Genomic DNA, 20,305 nt, shown 5'->3' on the forward strand with positions numbered 1-20,305 from the left:
TTTTACTTTAGGCTCGGGGATGAGCCTGATTATACACTTTTTTAAGCTCTTCAAAAGTAGTATGCGTATAAACTTCCGTTGTCGCCAGACTCTCGTGTCCGAGGAGTTCTTTTATCGAGCCTAAATCAGCACCATTGTTCAGCATAGCCGTTGCAAAGGTGTGCCTCAGCACGTGGGGACTTCTTTTTTTTACAGTCACTACCTTCGAAAGGTTTCGTTTCACAAGGCATGCTACGATACCGCGGTAAAGCCTCTTTCCATTCTTCCGGACAAAAAAAGCATCCGAGCGAACCGGGACAGCTTCATTCCGCACATTGACATATTCTCGCATCGAGCGTCCCAGCTCCTCATCGAAAGGTATAAGACGTTGTTTATTCCGTTTTCCCGTCACTTTAACGAGAGAAGCCGAAAAATCGACATCCTTATCATCCAACCCTATCAATTCTGAAAGTCGCATGCCGGTAGCATAAAACATTTCAATAATCATATGGTCGCGACACCCTTCAAAACCTTCACCAAAGTCCATATCATCCAGTAACCTATTCATCTCACCCTCTCTCAGAAATACCGGAAGCGGTTTTTTCTTCTTGGGCCCCGTCACTTTCCGCAACGGATCTACCGCGACCTTGCCTCTCCTCAAAAGGAATTTATAGTATGTCCGGACAGAACTCAGCTTTCGGTTTATCGTATTAGAAGCAAGTCCTTTGTCCATCAAGGAAGCAATCCATTCACGAACAAGTTCCGCATCTACATCCAATGGAGTCAAGTCTCCCAACATTTCTTCTCCAAACCTCTGCAGTTCAAGAATATCTGCCCGATAGTACTCAACCGTACCTTTGGAATAGTTCCGCTCGTGCAGAAGATAGTCAAGAAAAGAATCTGTCAACAACATATCGCTACATATCTAAAATCATGCAACGAATGTATGAAAAAGAATTCAATAATTCAAAGGAATTTACGAATTATTAATCTTCTACTTGCTGAAGTTGTTGAACGTAAACAGCACGTTCTTTCTTAAGTCTTTTAGTCACAGACGGTTTATCAAATTGTTGTCTGCGTCTCAATTCCTTAACTGTGCCAGTTTTTTCAAACTTTCTTTTGAATTTCTTCAGCGCTTTTTCAATGTTTTCGCCTTCTTTTACAGGTACTACAATCATTTTCTTTTAATTAAATGTTAATGGTTTAAAAATCTCACGATTAAATTGAGCGGCAAAATTACACATACTTTCTTTATTCACAAAACTTTCTGCAAAAAAATTACCCATGATTCCTAATTATCAAACGAATGAGCAAAGGGAAAGATGTTTTTATTGAGCCAATCCGCTAAAATCCGTGAAGCATAGCACATTTTTAAAAGAGAATGTGTAACTTTGAAAGCAGAGAATGGAGAGATTATAAACTCATTTACACGCCTACTTAATTACATTTATAAAAATATGGCTCAGACAATCAATCAACGTATAGATGCTCTACGGGCATTGTTAAAAAGAGAAGGCATAGACGCTTTCATTATCCCCAGTACCGACCCGCACCTAAGCGAATACGTAGCACCGTACTGGAAATCAAGAGAATGGATATCAGGCTTCACCGGTTCGGCAGGCACGGCGGTGATCACCAGCGACAAGGCGGGACTGTGGACAGATTCCCGCTATTTTCTCCAAGCCGAGCAGCAGCTGGAAGGCAGCGGCATCGACTTATACAAGGAAATGCTACCCGAAACGCCCAGCCTCCTCGATTTCCTGCGGGAGAACCTTACAGCAAATTCAGTTGTAGGTATAGACGGAAAGGTATTTTCCACCACACAAGCCATAGCCCTGCAAGAGGATCTGGCAAAAAACGACATCACCGTAAAGAGCATTGCCGACCCGATGAATGAGATATGGACAGACCGCCCTCCCATGCCCGAAGCACCCGCCTTTATCCACGAGATGAAATACGCCGGGAAAAGCTGTCCGGACAAACTGGCTGCTATCCGCCGGGAGATGAAAAAGAGTGAAGCGGACGTATTATTGGTGTCGGCATTGGACGAGATAGCATGGACACTCAATATACGCGGCAACGATGTGCATTGCAACCCCGTAGTAGTAAGCTACCTGATAATCAACGAACAAGAAACACACTTTTTCATCCAGCCCGAGAAAGTAACGGAAGAGCTTTCAGCCTATCTGGAAGAAGCCGGCGTCACCATCCATGCTTATGGGGACACCGAATCCTTTGTGACAAGAATACCGGACGGCAGCATCATGCTCGACATGGGAAAGACGAATTATGCCGTTTATTCCGCCCTCCCCCCTTCCTGCCGGGTACTTGACGAGCGCTCACCGATAGCCTTGCTGAAAGCGGTCCGCAATGACCGGGAAATAGCCGGCATCCACGCAGCCATGCAACGCGACGGAGTGGCACTGGTGAAGTTCCTGAAATGGCTGGAGGAGGCCGTTCCCGCAGGCAACGAGACAGAAATCAGCGTAGACAAGAAACTGCACGAATTCCGTGCCGCACAGCCACTCTACATGGGAGAAAGCTTCGACACCATTGCCGGGTACAAGGAACATGGAGCCATCGTACACTACGAAGCCACTCCGGCAACGGACGTGCCACTGAAACCCGAGGGATTCCTGCTGCTGGACTCGGGTGCGCAATACCTGGACGGCACTACCGACATCACCCGCACCATCGCACTGGGGAAACTGACCGAAGAAGAGAAGACGGACTACACCCTGATACTGAAAGGACATATCGACCTCGCCATGGCTGTCTTCCCGGAAGGTACGCGAGGAGCGCAACTGGATGTACTGGCCCGCATGCCGATATGGCAATACCACATGAACTTCCTGCATGGTACCGGGCACGGCGTAGGCCATTTCCTCAATGTGCACGAAGGTCCGCAAAGCATCCGCATGAATGAGAATCCGGTAACCCTACGGCCGGGAATGGTCACTTCCAACGAACCGGGCGTTTATAAAGCCGGAAGCCATGGAATACGCACGGAAAACCTGGTGCTGACCGTGAAGGACGGTGAAGGCATGTTCGGAAATTACCTGAAGTTCGAAACCATTACCCTCTGCCCCATCTGCAAGAAAGGTATCATCAAAGAGATGCTGACGGCAGAGGAAACGGCATGGCTGGACAACTATCACCAGCATGTATACGAGGCACTTTCGCCAAGCCTGAACGAAGGAGAACGGGAATGGCTGAAGGAAGCATGCAGTAACCTAACCACTAATCACTAAAAAAATGGCATTAATAAAATCAGTAAGAGGATTCACTCCCGAAATCGGGGAGAATTGTTTTTTGGCGGACAATGCGGTTGTCATTGGCGACGTCAAGACGGGACGGGATTGCAGCATCTGGTTCAGCACCGTGCTGCGGGGTGACGTAAACTCAATCCGCATAGGGAACGGAGTAAACATCCAGGATGGAAGCGTGCTCCACACCTTGTACGAGAAATCGACCATAGAGATAGGAGACCACGTATCCGTGGGGCACAACGTGACCATCCACGGAGCCACTATCAAGGACTATGCTTTGGTAGGGATGGGTTCCACCATCCTTGACCACGCAGTAGTGGGCGAAGGGGCTATTGTCGCCGCTGGTTCCCTGGTATTGAGCAATACGGTCATCGAGCCGGGAAGCATCTGGGGAGGAGTCCCCGCCAAGTTCATCAAGAAAGTAGATCCGGAGCAGGCCAAGGAGCTGAACCAGAAGATTGCACACAACTATCTGATGTATTCCGACTGGTACAAATAAAGGGAGACAAGGCGCCCCAAAAAGGCAGGGCGATAAAGGGATGCCATTCCATCACCTTTACCGCCCTATCGCTTTTATCACTCTTTACTTTTCTAAAAGTTTATCATACTCATTATCTTATCCGTTGCACCGGCGTTGCCGGTCACATAATTGCTTGCATTCATGCCTGATTCGCGCAAAAAGACTTCATCTGTCAGCATACGGTCGAGCAAAGTTTTCAGTTCCTCATAATCCTTCACCGAGAAAGCGCCTTTTGCCTCCAGCAACTGGATGGCCTCCTGGAATTTCTGATACTTCGGTCCGAAAATCACCGGAATGCCATAAACTGCAGCCTCAAGGGTATTGTGGATTCCCACCCCGAAACCACCTCCGATATAGGCAATCTCGCCATAGCGGTAGATGGAAGAGAGCAACCCGAAGCAGTCGATAATCAGGCAGTCGGCCTTACGGACATTCTTCTCGTCGGCACGGGTATAGCGCACGTAGGGGCGTTTCAGTTTACGGATAATCTCTACCAGATGGTTTTCGTCGATAACGTGCGGAGCGATAACCAACTTCACCTCTGGATGCTGGTTAAAGTATTCAATAAACAAATCCTCGTCCGGCTGCCAGGAGCTTCCTGCCACGAAAGTCATCGTGTTGTTCTTGAAAAGCTCCACCAAAGGCAGATGTTTGGCCTCCTCACGAATCTGCAGCACACGGTCAAAACGGGTATCCCCCACCACCGTGACACGGCTGATACCTATCTTCGCCAGATAGCGTTTGGAGCGTTCATTCTGCACAAACAAATGGTCGAAGTCGCGCAGCACATGTCTGTACGTACCGCCATACCACTTGAAGAATACTTGTCCGCGGCGGAAAATGGAAGAAATGCTGTACACCGGAATACGGCGCTTGTGCAGTTCGTCCAGATAGTTCTTCCAGAACTCGTACTTGATGAAGAATGCCATGCAGGGATTCACGATATCCAGGAACTTCTTCACATTGCGGGACTTGTCGAAAGGCAAGTAACAGACAACGTCTGCCCCCCTATAATTCTTGCGGACCTCATAGCCCGACGGCGAGAAGAAAGTCAGCAGAATACCGTAATCCGGATATTTGGCACGAATTTTCTCAATCAACGGCCGTCCCTGCTCGAACTCCCCCAAAGAAGCGGCATGGAACCATATATAGCGCACGTCCTTCTCCAACTGCTGCCGGAGAAGTTCATAGACCACCCAGTGTCCCTTCATCATTTTTCGGGGCTTACGGCTAAATGGAGCAGCCAGATGCACCAGAATATCGTAGATGGCTATTGCCAAGTCATATAGCATACTATATGGATTAAGGATGAAGAAGATTTATTCACTTTAAAGCATCAACAGCACGCTGTATACGGGCCAACGTCTCTTCCTTGCCAATCAGCTCGGCAATGTCGAACATGTGCGGGCCTTTACACTCGCCCACCACTGACAAGCGGAAGGCATTCATCACATTTCCCATGTGATAGCCACGCTCAGTAATCCAACCAATCACAATATCTTCGGAAGGCTTGGAGGAGAAATCCCCGATGCCGCGCAACACATCCATCAATTCGGTCATGATGCGGGGAGTATCTTCCGACCAACGCTTCTTCACATCCTTTGCCGCATATTCCGTGGGGGCTACGAAGAAAAAACGGGTCTGGTCCCACAGTTCCTTTACGAAGTTGACGCGTCCCTTCACCAGTGAAACCACTTTCGTAAGGAACTCGTCGCTATAGTTGGAGGCGTCTATGCCGTTGGACTCCAGCACCGGTCTGAAAAGACAAGCTATCTCCGCATCCGGTTTCATCATGATGTACTCATGGTTGAACCAGATACCTTTCTTATAGTCGAATTTGGCACCCGACTTGCTGCAATGGCTCAAATCAAACAATTTCACCAATTCATCCATAGACATCAGTTCCTGGTCATTGCCCGGATTCCAGCCCAACAGAGCCAGGAAATTAATGACCGCTTCGGGCAGATAACCAGATTCCCGGTAGCCTGAAGAAACATCTCCCGACTTGGGGTCATGCCACTCCAACGGGAAAACCGGGAAGCCCAGACGGTCGCCGTCACGCTTACTCAATTTGCCGTTACCCTCGGGCTTCAGCAACAAGGGCAAATGCGCAAAGGCAGGCATGGTATCCTCCCACCCAAAGGCACGGTAGAGCAATACATGCAACGGCGCGGAAGGCAACCATTCCTCACCGCGTATCACATGGGACACTTCCATCAAATGGTCGTCCACAATATTGGCCAGATGGTAAGTAGGAAGTTCATCTGCCGATTTATAAAGAACCTTGTCATCAAGAATGGAAGAGTTTATCACTACTTCCCCACGAATCAGGTCGTTCACATGCACATCTTCGTTCGGCTCTATCTTGAAACGCACCACGTACTGCTTACCGGCAGCAATCAGCGCGTCTACCTCTTCTTTAGGAAGGGTCAGTGAATTGCGCATCTGCATGCGGGTAGAAGCATCGTACTGGAAATTCGCAATCTCCGCACGCTTTGCTTCCAGCTCCTCAGGAGTATCGAAAGCGATGTAGGCTTTTCCGGCCTCCAGCAGAATCTGAACATACTTCTTGTATATTTCCCGACGTTCCGACTGACGGTACGGGCCATGGTCTCCACCGAAACTCACGCCCTCGTCAAACGGGATGCCCAACCATTTGAAAGACTCCAGGATATATTCTTCCGCACCCGGTACAAACCGGTTGGAATCAGTATCTTCAATACGAAATATAAAATCTCCTCCATGCTGACGCGCAAAGAGATAATTGTATAAAGCTGTACGCACACCGCCGATGTGCAACGCCCCCGTAGGACTCGGGGCAAAACGGACTCTGACCTTTCTTTCTGTCATAATCTACCTTACTTATGAATATTTTAGACGGCAAAATTAAACCTTTTTTTCCACACTAATGTTTTTTTTTGTACTTTTCGCAAAAATTTCAGCCGATATGAGTTATTTCAATACAAAAAAAGAGTTCTCGCTCAGAGATTTGCTATACAGAGCACTGATATTCATCGGCACTGTGGGGATTATTGTCTATTTTCTGCCACGTGACGGTAAATTCAACTACCAGTTCGACATTGACAAGCCCTGGAAGTACGGACAGCTCATGGCCACCTTCGACTTCCCCATCTATAAGGCCGATGAAGTGGTGAAACGCGAGCAAGACAGTATCCTCGCCGCCTTCCAGCCGTATTTCCAGCTGGACAAAAGCATTGAGAAAAGTGTGCTCGCCAAGTTGAAGGCAGACTATCAGACCCACCTGCGCGGCCTGCTTCCCTCCACCGACTACGTCCGCTTTCTGGAAAGGAAACTCTCTGAAGTATATCGCGCCGGCATCGTTTCTACCGAAGAGCTGAACCAACTGCATAAGGACAGCACAACCGCCATCATGGTCATTAACGACAAACTGGCCAACCAGCAGGACATCAACAAGGTATATTCGGTGAAGGATGCCTATAACTATATACTCACGGCCGATACCGCCCACTACCGCCCGGACATTCTACGGCAATGCTCGCTGAACGAATATCTGTTCCCTAATCTGACCTATGACGAGCAGCGGACCGAAACCGCTAAGAAGGAGATGCTCGACAACTATTCATGGGCCAACGGCATCGTACTGAGCGGACAGAAAATCATCGACCGCGGCGAGATTGTCAGCCAGGAGACATACAACATCCTTGAGAGTCTACGGAAAGAATCCATCAAACGCAGTGAGTCCATCGGGCAAAAACGGTTGATGCTGGCGGGGCAGGTATTGTTTGTCAGTATCTTCATGCTGTGTTTCATGCTCTACCTCGACTTGTTCCGTAAAGATTACTACAAGCGCAAGGGCAGCCTCTCCCTGCTCTTCGCCCTCATCATGTTCTATTGCGTGGTGACGGCCATCATGGTTGCCAACAACATATTCAATGTCTATATCATCCCGTATGCCATGCTGCCGGTCATCATCCGGGTGTTCCTCGACTCACGCACGGCCTTCATCGCACAAGTCACCACCATACTGATATGCTCCATCTGCCTGCGCTATCCGCATGAATTCATTCTTCTGCAACTCTCGGCGGGACTGGTTGCCATCTTCAGTCTGAGGGAACTTTCACAACGGTCGCAACTGTTCCGGACAGCCTTCCTCGTCATATTGACCTACGCTGCCGTCTACTTTGCTTTCGAGCTGATTACAGAAAACGACTTGACAAAAATCAACGGAAGCATGTACACTTATTTCGTCATTAACGGAGTGTTGCTGCTGTTCACCTATCCCCTGCTCTTCCTGGTGGAAAAGACGTTTGGCTTTACCTCCAATGTCACCCTGGTCGAATTGTCCAACATCAACAACAGCCTGCTGCGCCGCATGTCCGAGACAGTTCCCGGCACCTTCCAGCATTCCATGCAGGTTGCCAACCTTGCGGCGGAAGCGGCCAACCGTATCGGAGCCAAAAGCCAGCTGGTACGTACCGGAGCGCTGTATCATGACATCGGCAAGATGGAGAATCCGGTGTTCTTCACCGAGAACCAGTCGGGTGGAGTCAATCCGCACAAGAATCTGGGCTATGAGCAAAGTGCCCAAGTCGTCATCAGCCATGTGACGGACGGGCTGAAGCTGGCCGAGAAGAACAATCTCCCCAAAGTAATCAAGGATTTCATCACCACTCACCATGGCCGTGGGAAAACGAAGTATTTCTATATCTCCTGGAAAAACGAGCACCCCGGTGAAGACCCTAACGAGGAGGCATTCACCTACCCCGGTCCCAACCCGTTCACCAAAGAGCAGGCTATCCTGATGATGGCCGATTCGGTGGAAGCCGCTTCACGCAGTCTGCCCGAATATACGGAAGAGAGCATCAGCAACCTGGTAGACAAGATTATCGATTCGCAAGTGGCAGAAGGCTATTTCAAGGAATGCCCCATCACCTTCAAGGATATTGCCACCGTGAAGAACGTATTCAAGGAGAAGCTGAAGACTATATACCATACCCGCATCAGTTATCCCGAACTTAAAAAATAAGAACTATGGAAGTGACCAGTAAAGAACAGAAAAGAGCCGAACAACTGCTGCAAAGCCAGCACATCGGACTGCACCAAATCAAGAGTTTCAGTTTCATGAAGCGTTACCACCAGGTTCCCCGCAAAAGCAACTTGGCTGCGAAAGACAAATATGGTCCGGGCATACTGACTTTACATCTAAAGGAAGGAAAAGAAAAAGTAATCTATCTGCCTCCTTTCCGTCACCCTTCCTCGGTCATCCGCTACCTGGTCTCCCAAGAAATCCCCTTCGACAACTACGCACCGAGGGAACGGACAGTCGCAGAGGTTCCCACAGAAACATACCAGCGTCCGTCACTCTATATGTTCTGGTTCTTTGTCTTATTCCTGATATTCCTTATATTGGGATATTATTCCATCAGTGGCAGGGGCTTCATCCCGGCTATCATTTCGTTTGCATTAAGTCTTTTTTTCATCAGCATGCTGATGACCCGCTTCTGCTACCTGACGTTGGACAATAACGGCCTCATCATACACAGCGTAGGCAGGACTATCCGCTATCCGTACCAGAACCTAAGAAAAGTAAACTTCGACTTTGCCCGCGAACAGAATTTCACGCACGTCATGGAATTGCTGGACAACGATTACCGCTACCGTCTGTTCTATATCGGAAGGGTTTCGAGGAAGAAACTGAATGAGATTGCCGAACGCCTGCAACAAGCCGGAGTGGATGCCACTTGCAGCCTGAATGATAACAAGCGGTTCTTCCAGGATACGTATATCAGCCACTAAACAGACGTTAGCCAACAAATAAGCTGTCGGATACGGCATCATTCCCGTTTCGCAGATTTCAGAATGATGCCTTTGCACTTGCTCTCAATTTATTTATAATTGCAGGATAAACCTTTTTATAAATAATTTGGAAATGAGCAGAAATGAAATTACCTTACAAGAGATGTTCTCCTCAGTCATCGGGGAACTCCGGGAAGGCGGCAGGTGGGGAACGGCACACATCTACCAGTCAGCGGTGAATGCATTCTCGGTATTCACCAAATGGCAACCGATGCCCATGCGCAAGCTGAGCCCGACCGTACTGAAGAGATTCGAAAACTTCCTCAGACAGAGGAATTGTAGTTGGAATACGGTGTCCACTTATATCAAAGCGATACGTTCGGTTTACAACCGGGCAGTGGACAGAAAGATGGTGCGATATGTACCCAGGCTGTTTGAGCATGTGTATACCGGTACACGGACAGATAGGAAAAAGGCGCTCGAAGCTTCCGACATAGGCTGCTTGGTACGGGAGACAGAGATGAGCCTGCAGGACGGCCAATCTCCCAACACCCGACAGAAAACAAAAATTTTCTTTGTACTGATGTTTATGCTAAGAGGGATTCCTTTTGTGGACCTGGCCTATTTGCATAAGAGGGATTTACAAGGAAACACCTTGTCTTATAGACGCAGGAAGACGGGACGGGCACTGACCGTGTCATTGACGCCGGAAGCTATGCAAATGGTGAGAATGATAGCGAACAAGGACAAGGACTCTCCTTATTTATTCCCCATATTACAAAGTGAGGAAGGCACGGAAGCGGCATACCGGGAATACCAGGCGGCGCTCAGGGCATTCAACCAACGTCTGGCAGTGCTCAGGCAGTGCCTAGGAATGCAGTCGGCACTCAGTAGTTATGCAGCCAGACACACCTGGGCCACAATGGCCTACCATTGCGAGATACACCCCGGAATCATATCGGAAGCCATGGGGCACTCCTCCATCACGGTGACGGAAACCTATCTGAAGCCTTTCAGCAACAGAAAGATTGACGAAGCCAATCAGAAGGTAATTTCTTTTGTAAAAAACGAAGGATATCCAGTATAAAAGAGATTACTTCTTTTGAGGAAGTAGAGCAAACTTGTTGTTTCTTTTTTATAGTCTTCAAACAAAGTTTTGAGGAGCGGATTGATATTGGCTTTACAAAAAGTTTCCCAACGTAAGCAATAAACTGAGAGATAGAATCTTATATTGAAAATTAGAGACTTTTTCACTTCATAATTTCTATTGCAGCTTTTCTATGATGTTGGAGATTAAGACTATATATTATCTTTCCAATATCCCAACGGACTGTTTTTTACTATTCCAAACAAAACCGGTCTATTTTCTCCTTATTCCCTGATTATTAACGGAATTAACAGGATTTCATTACCTGCGAAGTAACGGAAAATTTTAACAAAAAAATAAGAGAAAGTAATACCAAATATGCGAGATTATTCACTTTTTATTTTTTTAAATTTATAAATTTAAAGTTTTCAATTATGAACAAAAAGTTTCTAAGTGTGATCCTGTTCAGTGCCTTAATGGCTGGTACTGCAGGAACGTTCACGTCTTGTAAGGACTATGATGATGACATCAAGGACTTGCAGGGACAACTGGACAAGAAAGCTTCACTTGATGAATTGAACTCTAAAGTAAGTGCTTTGGAGACTTCTATCGCTGAAGCCAAAACTGAAGCTTCTAATGCTAAAACAGCAGCACAAGAAGCACTGGACAAAGCTAAAGAAGCATTGGACAAAGCAGGACAAGGTGGATCTTCTTCTGAAGAAATTGCAGCCTTAAAAGCCGCTCTGGAGAAAGCGCAGGCAGACTTGCAGAAGCAAATTGACAAAATGGCCTCATTGGAGACTGTGGACAAGAAAATTGCAGATTTAAAGAAAGAGCTTGAAGGAGGCTTCGTTACAGACGAAAAATTACAAGCTTTGGCTGCAAAGGTTGATGCCCTGACCGCTGAGGTGGTTAAATTGATTGGACACCGTCTGACTAGTCTAGCTCTGATCCCGACTCAGCATATCAACGGTATTGCTGCTATGACTTTTACCACTTTGCAGTATACTCCTCAGAAGTATGAGGCAATGCCTACACATACGTCTGATCCTTCGGGCCACACTAACCGTCCTGTGTTAGACCACAAAGATGCCGGTACAGCCCGTTACATCGCTACTGAGAAGAATAAGGCTTATTTCCATGTAAGCCCGAGTGTAGGTGTTCGTACTCAAGATATCCTGACTCCGTCATTTGACTGCATCAAGTCTGAAAATATAATGACAAAGAATGCTGACGGTACAACAATTACAAACAATAGCCCGATCGAAGTTACAGGTCACAATATTGACAAGGAAGGTGTACTGGAAGTTACATTCAAAAAACATTCTGATTTCTTAGGTCAACAGCTCTCTACCACTAAGGAAGGCAATAAGGAGAAATTCTATATGGCTTCTTTGAAAGCTCCTATTTCTGCAGAAAACTATACAGAAGACGAAGCCAAGGATGTTGAAGCTGGTACTATTGATGGCGTTTATGTAAACTCTGAATATGCTCGTATTGAAGAGCTTATCAAATTGCCGTATTTGGCTAACAGCAGAACTGATTTTGGAGAAACCATAACAGGTGAATTCGCAGACGAAATACAGAATGATGGAAACGGTGATTTCTATGTTCACTATCATGACTCAGTATGTCTGTATGAATCAAATGCAAATGCTTTAGTTGACTATTACCAAGCTTATGACCAACCTCTTGATTTAAAGAAATTGGTAAAAGTTTGTGTTAGTGACAAAGCCAATGATCATGCCGCACATGAGGATTTGGTAGACTACAAGGACTATGGTCTGACATTCCGTTTCCGTCTGGCAGAAGCCGCTTATATTCCTGAAAACGACAATGACAACAAGACTGACCAACAAAAATTTGCAGAAATCGATTCTCCGATGAATGGTAAAATGTCTGCTAAAGTATATGACATCTCTGGATCTGCAACAGCCGTAGGTCGTGAGCCTATTGTTTGCGTAGAATTGATCGACTCTGTAAATGGCAATGCATTGGTTGCTCAACGTTACTTGAAGGTTAAATGGACAATGGAAGGAAAAGAACTGGCAGTTCCGTTCAACCCGGTATTGTTCTCTTGTAAAGTTAAGAACCTTGTCGATACAGAAATGATGAATACCATGATTTACGACAAGGCTAAAGAAGGTGGTATGACAAAGAACGAATTCCATGCTATCTATACTGAATTCATTGTAGGTGAGGGAGCTGGTACAGCTGAAGATTTGAAAGATCCGGAAGAAGGCGTTGAGTCTCACAATATTTTGTGGACATTAAACGAAGAAGATCTTGGTGTGTTCTGGCCTGGTCAGCAAGAGAAGACGTTCACGAAGACTGTTATCTACAAAGATCCTAAGGGTATCAATGCTGATATTACCGTTGTGATGACAAGAACTGTCTATATGCCTGCTTTAAATGTATGGGGCCACATGGGTACATACTGGAAAGGTGAAAAGGAATATAAGATATTCAACATCAACCCGATCGTTTATGGAACCAAAGAATCTAATCCGGCATGGAATGTTGTTGACGGTACTAACCCGACATGTAACATCTATACTGACTTGTTGAACGGTTTCTTGGATGACAGAGGTGTGAAACCTACTGAAGGTGCTGCTGGCGCTATCTATTATACAGATAAGAATGTAGCTAATACGAAGTTCTATTATCCTGCTTTTGGTCCGATGCAACCTGACCACACTATGCCTGAAAATGCTAACGGCATTTACTATGCAGAAGAAGGCGTAAGATTCGTATTCGATAAGGCAAGAATCGCCAACTATACTTATATTTGGAACGATGGTACTGAAGTGAAGGCTGAGTTGAGAAACAATGATACAGAATTGTGGATTAAGGGAGAATTAGCAGCAACAATCGTAAATCACAAGGCTAACCTTTTGAACGCAGACGAGCTGACGTACAACATCAAGTTGCAAGAAGCTGTTCCTGATCATGCTGTTACAGATTTCACTAATCAACCGACAGAAGCTGCTAAGGCATTGGTTGGTAAGATGGTTCCCATCAACTTGGTTGCTGATCTCTGCAATAATGCAAAGAATGTAGGCATTGTTAAGCAATACGAAGCAAATATTATTGAGCCGTTGCAAGTTAAGAAGGGCGAAATCGACAACTTCGTTGACGCCAAGAACGAAGGTAGCTCAATTGATGTAACTGGTGCATTCACTTACTACTCTTGGAATGACAACAAGCAGATTGTGGAAAACACAACTGGTCTGCCAAAAGCATTGTATGACTTCTATCAAGTAAGAGAAGCTGTTTGGCCGTTGAAGGCTGGTTCTGACAATATTCTGGATGTTACTAAGATCAAGACTAACTTGAAACTGACTGACGGTAACTTGGAACCAGAAGAAGGTTATACAAATGGTAAGTTGCCTGCAAACATTGAAATCAGATATGAAGAAAAAGATATCGATGGTGACGGTGACAAAGAAAAAGTCTTGACTTATTACAACTATAGCGGTACTCCGGTTAACAAAGCTTATAAGCTGTTTATCCCGGTTGAATACGGTTATAAGTGGAAAACTCTCATCAATGTTTATGAGATTACTGTAGCTCCTAACTCTGGAACTCCTGGTACACGATAAGTAAAGATCGTTAGATACTGATATATTAAAGGGTATTCCTTAATGGGATACCCTTTATTGATTAAATAAAAACAGATGAAGATGAAAAGATTTATTTATTCTTCAATGCTCTTGATGGGTATCTGTGTGTTAGTAGCCTGTACCGGAAAAAGCAGTAGCCATCCCTTTGGCGGCACTTTTTTTACGGAAGAAGGAGTACGCTTTGAACTTAAAGCGGATTCAACCACACTTATCCAGTTTAACGACTCGCTGACTTATGAAGGTACTTGGCAAGTCTGTAAAAGTGCAGATAATTTGGAATATGCTACAATTGAGTTTGCCGGATATCCTGCTTACTATTTCCTGAAAGACGGGAAGCTCTATCGTAGTGAACGGGAAATGCGCAATGACGTATTGGGCAGAAGAATCAATTACCCAAAATGATATAAGCTAGATATTCCATACTAGAAACGGCTATTTCCATTTTCCTTCTTAGGAAAACGGAAATAGCCATCTTTGTATATATCGACAAGAAAGAAAGGAGCATCCAGTTCATACTCTTCGTTGCGTATCACATATCTTGTTGCCCAAGCAGCTTTAAACTGCCAAAGGCAGTACTTGGAGAATCAATGCCGACACCTTGTAGAAAAGGAAGACTGGAACCCTCATCTCTACAGCTAAGCCTATCAATACCTTCTTGTCTGTTTCATCCATTGGCGGCTGAAATGAAACTTCTATGCCATCTGTCATGGATTGGTTGAAATGGTGGGAATAAAATGAAAGTGAGTGATGAGATACTCCAGGCGTTCCATAGGATATTGCTGAAGCATAATCCACAATAATCGTGCGGCAAAGTCGGCAGTGCCTGTTACCAACTGCAGGTTCAACTGAAAAACGGGACGTGACAATCCTTTCGTTACTTTGGTCTTGCCGAAACGTCGTGGACTAATAAATATCAGGCGATTTTCACTTGCAAGTATCTCTCTTACTCTTCCCTATTCCGCTACTCTATCCGTAAAGTATTCACCGTCTACAATGGTACTGAATTTAAATGGATTATTCATATTGCGATTTTTTTTCAATGCGACTTTTTTCGCAAATATAAGAAATATATTTGGGGGCATTCTGAAAGACTGGCTAAAATGAAAAATACATTATAAGCTTCTGTTTTTCTTCATTTTATTGTATATACTTGTAAGATAAACTCTTTATAAATAAATTGGAAATGAGCAGAAATGAAATTACCTTACAAGAAATGTTCTCCTCAGTCATCGGGGAACTCCGGGAAGGCGGCAGATGGGGGACAGCACACATCTACCAATCAGCGATGAATGCATTCTCGGCATTCACCAAATGGCAACCAATGCCCATGCGCAAGCTGAGCCCAACCGTACTGAAGAGGTTCGAAAACTACCTCAGGCAGAGGAACTGCAGTTGGAACACCGTGTCCACCTACATCAAGACGGTACGCTCGGTGTATCATCGGGCGGTGGACAGAAAGTACATACGGTATGTACCCAGACTGTTCGAGCATGTGTATACCGGCACACGGGCAGACAAGAAGAAGGCGCTCAAGGCATCCGACATCAGCAGCCTGGTAAGGGAGACGGAAAGGAGCCTGCAAGGAGGGACGCTCCCAAACGCACAGCAGAGAACAAGGATTTTCTTCGTACTCATGTTCATGCTCAGGGGCATACCCTTTGTGGACCTGGCGTACCTGCACAAAAGGGACCTGCAGGGGAATGTACTGTCTTACAGAAGGCGGAAGACGGGACGGGCACTGACCGTGTCACTCACACCCGAAGCCATGCAGATGGTCAGGATGGTGGCGGACAGGAACCCCGACTCCCCCTATCTGTTTCCCATCCTGCAGAGCGAGGAAGGTACGGAAGCCGCATACCGGGAATACCAGTCGGCACTCAGGGCATTCAACCAGCGTTTGGCAGTACTCAGACAGTGTCTGGGAATGCAGTCGGCACTCAGCACCTATGCGGCCAGACATACCTGGGCCACAATGGCTTACCATTGCGAGATACACCCCGGAATCATATCGGAAGCCATGGGGCACTCCTCCATTACGGTGACGGAAACCTATCTGAAGCCTTTCAGCAACAGAAAGATTGACGAGGCAAATCAGAGGGTAATTTCTTTTGTAAGAAGTGGAGCGTGTATGGTGTAAAAGACGTTACTGCTTTTGATAGGATAGAATAGATTTGTCGCACATTTTCCGGAATCTTCAAACAGAGTTTTGAGGAACGGAATGGTGTTGTCTTTACGGAGCTCACATCGGTTCTATCAATATGCTGTTATTCAATCTTTTGAGCTAAAAATACACACTTCCATTTTTTGAAGGCCTCATTTCATTACTTTCCCATTGTCACTTTTCTGGACTTCCAATCCTCTTTCCAATATCCCAACGAACAGATTTTTACTATTCTGGACAAGCCCCACCTATTTTCTCCTTATTCCCTGATTATTAACGAAATTAACAAGATTTCATTACCTGCGAAGTAACGGAAAATCATATAACAAAACAGATATGGGAAAGGAATATAAAATGAGAGATTATTCACTTTTTTATTTTTTAAATTTATAAATTTAAAGTTTTCAATTATGAACAAGAAGTTTCTAAGTGTAATCCTGTTCAGTGCCTTAATGGTTGGTACTGCAGGAACGTTTACGTCTTGTAAGGACTACGATGATGACATCAACAACTTGCAGGAACAAATCGACGGTCAAAATGGTCTGAGTGCCAAGATTACTGCTGTAGAGAGCTCAATCAGCAATTTGCAGTCTGCACAAAGTGGTTTGCAGAGTGAAATCGCTGCTGCAAAAGACGAGGCTTCAAAGGCTGCCCTTGCAGCACAAGAAGCTGCTATTGCTGCAGCAAAGGCTGAATTGGAAAAAGTCAAAGCCGAGTTGCAAGAGGCCGACAAAGCCGGTATAGCAGCAATAGAAGAAAAACTGGCTGAAATTTCAGGTAGAATCCAGACTTTGGAACAGTTCAAAACTACTACTGAAGCAACATTGGAAAAATTGGCAGCAGCAGATGTAGCTTTGCAGAGCAGCATCACTACCTTGAAAGCTGATGTCGCTGCCAATGCAGAACAGATTGGTAAGAACAAAGCTGCCATTGAAGCACAAATTGCCGCTTTGGATGAATATAAAGGAACCAACGATGCTGCCATTGCTGCTTTAAAAGCTGATTTGGAAAAATTGCAAGCTGGCGAGCTGACAGAAGAAATGGCTGCAAAAATTGCAGCACAAGTAACAGAAGTTGTAGGCGCTAAATTAGACTTGATTTCTGCTGCATTCAGTAAAGCTGTTACTCATGTAGAATTGTTGAGTTATTCATTCGGCAGCAAAACTGACAATATTATTGAAGGTGAGCCTTTTATAATGGATTTGCGTACTGCTGAAGCTGTAGAAGACCGTGTGTTTGGTAAAGGCAGCTCCGACGAAGTAGAGGCAAATTCTTATGAAATCATTAATCAAAAGGAGTTCAAAAAAGGTGAAAGAGCATTCATCAGCGACTCTGTATTGATTCGTGTGTCACCGGCTAATGCCACCTTGACCGAAGGACAGATTTCATTTGTCAATTCTGCACTGGGCAATCTAGATGAACTGGTGACTGTTGAGAAAGTGGAGCAGTTCAAAGGCACAGTAACCAGAGGTGTATCTTCTAATGGTCTGTGGAAAGTCGTATTCAAGTTGAACAAGGACAACTATACAGAAGAGAATTTGCTGAAAGCTGCAAAGTTTGACTATAAGAGCGGCAACGCTGAAGACGAACCGGTGAAGAAACTGAAGGATATTCTCTACGCAGTAGCAGTAACAGACAAACCGGGTGACGTGGAACGTAGTGTGACAACCGGTTATGAATTGACACTGGGTTCTGTATATACACCGCAGTATAAACTGAGTTTCAAGGTCAACGACAAGGATGTGAATGATCTGCGTAACCGTTTCCAGTATGCTGAAGATGGAACTTTAACTGCTGATGCAAGCAAAAAGCTGTTCTATGACTATGCATGGAATGTTGATGGAAACGGAAACCGTATAGAGGAAAACGGCTCTTATGTATCTATTGATGCTACTACTAAATATGACACATGGAGAGACCAAGACCTTTGGTGGGGTGGCGATAACCGTGACAAAGAAGGTTCTAGGAACTCTTTCTTCTCTACAAAAGTGGGTGAAAAGTTTACCGTAGAATTGAATTATAATGATGAGAATATCAGTGGTATCTATGGTTTCTATGTAGTGCTCGACGCGCAACGTGCCGTAGAAAGTGCTCCGTCTGAAATCACGGCATGGAACTCTTATGAGGCAGATATCGAAGGACTGAATACAATTACGACAAACCGTAAGATTGAAATGTCTATCAATGCAGAGAAGGCTGATGGTGACATTATCGGTTTCCGCGTATATGCAGTAAATAATAACGGTTCTTTGGTTGACCCGGACGGTAAGGCATTCTATGTAGCAGTAGGCGACATCGATGCTATGACTACTACGTTGAAGGCTGATTACGTACCGGTATGGAATGCTCCTGATGGTAATTACGAACGTGATGTTGAGATTGATTTGGACGAAGAACTTCTGAAACTGTTTGAAGATAAATATGATGAATATGAGGAAGGTAATTTGATATTTGACATAGAGAATAATCCGAATGACAATGACGGTTTCGCCAAAAACTTCGACAGACAGGAAGGCAAGTTAGTTATTTCATTGAAGGGTGATTTGGATAAGTTCAAGGATAATGGTACTTATAAGATGTATTTCAACTTTACCGATAGTAAGAAGAATGTAATAGTTAAGAAAGTTGCCATTGAAATAACCAAGAAGATGCCAGAATTCCCTGCTGCATTCTCTGCTAAGACCAACCAACTTGACAAAGAAGGCGCAAAGGTTGTTGAAGTAACAGAAACTAACTGGAATACTACTACTATCCATAATCTGGGTACAGCATTCAATGGCGTTTCTGATCCTACCAACGCAATCATCGACTTCAACTATACATTCACTTGCGCAGAAAAGCAGATTGTATTCTACTCTGATAAGGCAAATGCTAATAGATATGGATTCTATCTCGATGTAAACAATGACAAGGATAAAGCAGCAGCTCTGTTTGCAGATAAACCAGAAGGAAAGATGTACGATGTAACCGTATCCTATAAGTACAGCAATGTTTCATCAGAAACGGCAGACCACTCTTACACTGTAAAAGCCCCGGCTGCCCAGAACTTCAAACTGAGACTTGTATGCGGTGAAGGTTTCACTTCTGAATGGAAGAACTTTGATACCAAGAAGAATCCAATTAAGGAAGACTTAATTTATAACACTTCTGTAATAAGAATTGCTCTTGCTAATATTCTGAAGTTCAAGAAAGGTGATATAGACTACACGCCTGCTTTTGTTGCTGCAAATATCAAAGAATGCCACTTGGCTTCTAACAATGTGGATGACGAATACTTTACTGTAACATTTGATGAGGCTACTCAAGAATTTGTATTTGCTTCAAGATTGGGACAAAATCCACCGACTTCTGATGTTACTGCAACCTTGAAGTTCACAATGGTAGACTTCTTCGGACACGAAAATCCTGAGGAATATCCATACTTCGTTATTAAGAAATAATTTTTTCATTCTTAGTAATTGATGAAAGAGAAGCCTAACTGAAAAAATAAGCTTCCGTACTTTATGAGGGTAGGAGAAAACAATTTTGTTTTCTCCTACTTTTTTCTCCCTACTTTGCTTCCACACTTCCACCCACCTCCTGCATCCCCTTGTCCATCGGCATTTACCCCGCTGTGGAAGTAACTCCCAAAAGTGGAAGCAAAATTTGCTTCCACCTATTCAAAACGCCATAGTTTTACTGCAACTCACTCATTCTTATTTTAATACATCGAACAAATTTTATAAAACACTGACGCCAGTTTCCCCATACTTCTACACCCATCCTACCCATAAAATCTGCAATACCTCTCCCTTATCTTCATCCAAATCCACAACAGCCTCCTCCTCTCCTCAGCATAAAAAATGCCCCCGTTCATTTCATTCTCCCTCCACTTTCCACTATCTTTGT

General features: G+C 45.0%; 14 protein-coding genes. 9 read left to right on the plus strand and 5 right to left on the minus strand.

Going from position 1 to position 20,305, the window contains the following annotated elements:
- Positions 1–7 precede the first annotated feature (7 nt).
- Positions 8–892 (minus strand): tyrosine recombinase XerC, encoded by an 885-nt coding sequence (locus tag DWX62_RS19090; protein ID WP_005825733.1) that lies wholly within the window; start codon positions 890–892, stop codon positions 8–10.
- 73 nt (positions 893–965) lie between these two features.
- Positions 966–1,157 (minus strand): 30S ribosomal protein S21, encoded by a 192-nt coding sequence (rpsU, locus tag DWX62_RS19095; RefSeq protein WP_005825735.1) that lies wholly within the window; start codon positions 1,155–1,157, stop codon positions 966–968.
- Positions 1,158–1,436: 279 nt separating this feature from the next.
- Here rpsU and DWX62_RS19100 point away from each other — a divergent pair, with 279 nt between their 5' ends.
- Both DWX62_RS19100 and DWX62_RS19105 read left to right on the plus strand, forming a co-directional pair.
- Complete coding sequence (locus tag DWX62_RS19100) at positions 1,437–3,230, plus strand: aminopeptidase P family protein (protein WP_120173089.1); 1,794 nt, start codon at positions 1,437–1,439, stop codon at positions 3,228–3,230.
- Between the two features lie 4 nt (positions 3,231–3,234).
- The gene (locus DWX62_RS19105; protein ID WP_005825738.1) at positions 3,235–3,747 is read left to right on the plus strand and encodes a gamma carbonic anhydrase family protein; all 513 of its coding nucleotides are present in this window, start codon (positions 3,235–3,237) and stop codon (positions 3,745–3,747) included.
- Positions 3,748–3,839: 92 nt separating this feature from the next.
- Here DWX62_RS19105 and DWX62_RS19110 read toward each other — a convergent pair whose 3' ends face one another.
- Both DWX62_RS19110 and gltX read right to left on the minus strand, forming a co-directional pair.
- Positions 3,840–5,060 carry a glycosyltransferase N-terminal domain-containing protein gene (locus DWX62_RS19110; RefSeq protein ID WP_005825739.1) on the minus strand — a complete coding sequence of 407 codons (1,221 nt, stop codon included), beginning with the start codon at positions 5,058–5,060 and terminating at the stop codon, positions 3,840–3,842.
- Between the two features lie 31 nt (positions 5,061–5,091).
- Positions 5,092–6,618: a glutamate--tRNA ligase gene (gene gltX, locus DWX62_RS19115; RefSeq protein WP_005825740.1), complete on the minus strand. Its 1,527-nt coding sequence runs from the start codon at positions 6,616–6,618 to the stop codon at positions 5,092–5,094.
- 97 nt (positions 6,619–6,715) lie between these two features.
- Here gltX and DWX62_RS19120 point away from each other — a divergent pair, with 97 nt between their 5' ends.
- From DWX62_RS19120 to DWX62_RS19140, 5 genes are all read left to right on the plus strand, one after another.
- Positions 6,716–8,776 (plus strand): HDIG domain-containing metalloprotein, encoded by a 2,061-nt coding sequence (locus DWX62_RS19120; RefSeq protein WP_009037308.1) that lies wholly within the window; start codon positions 6,716–6,718, stop codon positions 8,774–8,776.
- Between the two features lie 5 nt (positions 8,777–8,781).
- Complete coding sequence (locus DWX62_RS19125) at positions 8,782–9,546, plus strand: hypothetical protein (RefSeq protein WP_005825742.1); 765 nt, start codon at positions 8,782–8,784, stop codon at positions 9,544–9,546.
- A 133-nt stretch (positions 9,547–9,679) separates the two neighbouring features.
- Entirely contained in the window at positions 9,680–10,633 is a 954-nt protein-coding gene (locus DWX62_RS19130) for a site-specific integrase (protein WP_008661885.1), read from the plus strand.
- Positions 10,634–11,067: 434 nt separating this feature from the next.
- On the plus strand, positions 11,068–14,235 hold the full coding sequence (locus DWX62_RS19135) for a hypothetical protein (protein ID WP_005825757.1): 3,168 nt from the start codon (positions 11,068–11,070) through the stop codon (positions 14,233–14,235).
- Positions 14,236–14,316: 81 nt separating this feature from the next.
- Positions 14,317–14,658: a hypothetical protein gene (locus DWX62_RS19140; protein WP_008661937.1), complete on the plus strand. Its 342-nt coding sequence runs from the start codon at positions 14,317–14,319 to the stop codon at positions 14,656–14,658.
- Between the two features lie 153 nt (positions 14,659–14,811).
- On the opposite strand, the gene DWX62_RS22060 is transcribed toward DWX62_RS19140, so the two are convergent.
- On the minus strand, positions 14,812–14,964 hold the full coding sequence (locus tag DWX62_RS22060; RefSeq protein ID WP_005825762.1) for a hypothetical protein: 153 nt from the start codon (positions 14,962–14,964) through the stop codon (positions 14,812–14,814).
- Positions 14,965–15,439: 475 nt separating this feature from the next.
- Between DWX62_RS22060 and DWX62_RS19145 the strand changes: the two genes are divergently transcribed.
- Entirely contained in the window at positions 15,440–16,393 is a 954-nt protein-coding gene (locus DWX62_RS19145; protein WP_117967188.1) for a site-specific integrase, read from the plus strand.
- 434 nt (positions 16,394–16,827) lie between these two features.
- Positions 16,828–19,857 carry a cell surface protein gene (locus tag DWX62_RS19155; protein ID WP_120173090.1) on the plus strand — a complete coding sequence of 1,010 codons (3,030 nt, stop codon included), beginning with the start codon at positions 16,828–16,830 and terminating at the stop codon, positions 19,855–19,857.
- Positions 19,858–20,305 lie beyond the last annotated feature (448 nt).

The organism is Bacteroides sp. AF20-13LB, from assembly GCF_003603065.1.
Taxonomy (GTDB): domain Bacteria; phylum Bacteroidota; class Bacteroidia; order Bacteroidales; family Bacteroidaceae; genus Bacteroides; species Bacteroides uniformis.

Excerpts from the sequence above, each read along its gene's own strand:
- DWX62_RS19090 (WP_005825733.1), bottom strand. The coding sequence starts at position 892 with ATGTTGTTGACAGATTCTTTTCTTGACTATCTTCTGCACGAGCGGAAC.
- rpsU (WP_005825735.1), bottom strand. The coding sequence starts at position 1,157 with ATGATTGTAGTACCTGTAAAAGAAGGCGAAAACATTGAAAAAGCGCTG.
- DWX62_RS19100 (WP_120173089.1), top strand. The coding sequence starts at position 1,437 with ATGGCTCAGACAATCAATCAACGTATAGATGCTCTACGGGCATTGTTA.
- DWX62_RS19105 (WP_005825738.1), top strand. The coding sequence starts at position 3,235 with ATGGCATTAATAAAATCAGTAAGAGGATTCACTCCCGAAATCGGGGAG.
- DWX62_RS19110 (WP_005825739.1), bottom strand. The coding sequence starts at position 5,060 with ATGCTATATGACTTGGCAATAGCCATCTACGATATTCTGGTGCATCTG.
- gltX (WP_005825740.1), bottom strand. The coding sequence starts at position 6,618 with ATGACAGAAAGAAAGGTCAGAGTCCGTTTTGCCCCGAGTCCTACGGGG.
- DWX62_RS19120 (WP_009037308.1), top strand. The coding sequence starts at position 6,716 with ATGAGTTATTTCAATACAAAAAAAGAGTTCTCGCTCAGAGATTTGCTA.
- DWX62_RS19125 (WP_005825742.1), top strand. The coding sequence starts at position 8,782 with ATGGAAGTGACCAGTAAAGAACAGAAAAGAGCCGAACAACTGCTGCAA.
- DWX62_RS19130 (WP_008661885.1), top strand. The coding sequence starts at position 9,680 with ATGAGCAGAAATGAAATTACCTTACAAGAGATGTTCTCCTCAGTCATC.
- DWX62_RS19135 (WP_005825757.1), top strand. The coding sequence starts at position 11,068 with ATGAACAAAAAGTTTCTAAGTGTGATCCTGTTCAGTGCCTTAATGGCT.
- DWX62_RS19140 (WP_008661937.1), top strand. The coding sequence starts at position 14,317 with ATGAAAAGATTTATTTATTCTTCAATGCTCTTGATGGGTATCTGTGTG.
- DWX62_RS22060 (WP_005825762.1), bottom strand. The coding sequence starts at position 14,964 with ATGACAGATGGCATAGAAGTTTCATTTCAGCCGCCAATGGATGAAACA.
- DWX62_RS19145 (WP_117967188.1), top strand. The coding sequence starts at position 15,440 with ATGAGCAGAAATGAAATTACCTTACAAGAAATGTTCTCCTCAGTCATC.
- DWX62_RS19155 (WP_120173090.1), top strand. The coding sequence starts at position 16,828 with ATGAACAAGAAGTTTCTAAGTGTAATCCTGTTCAGTGCCTTAATGGTT.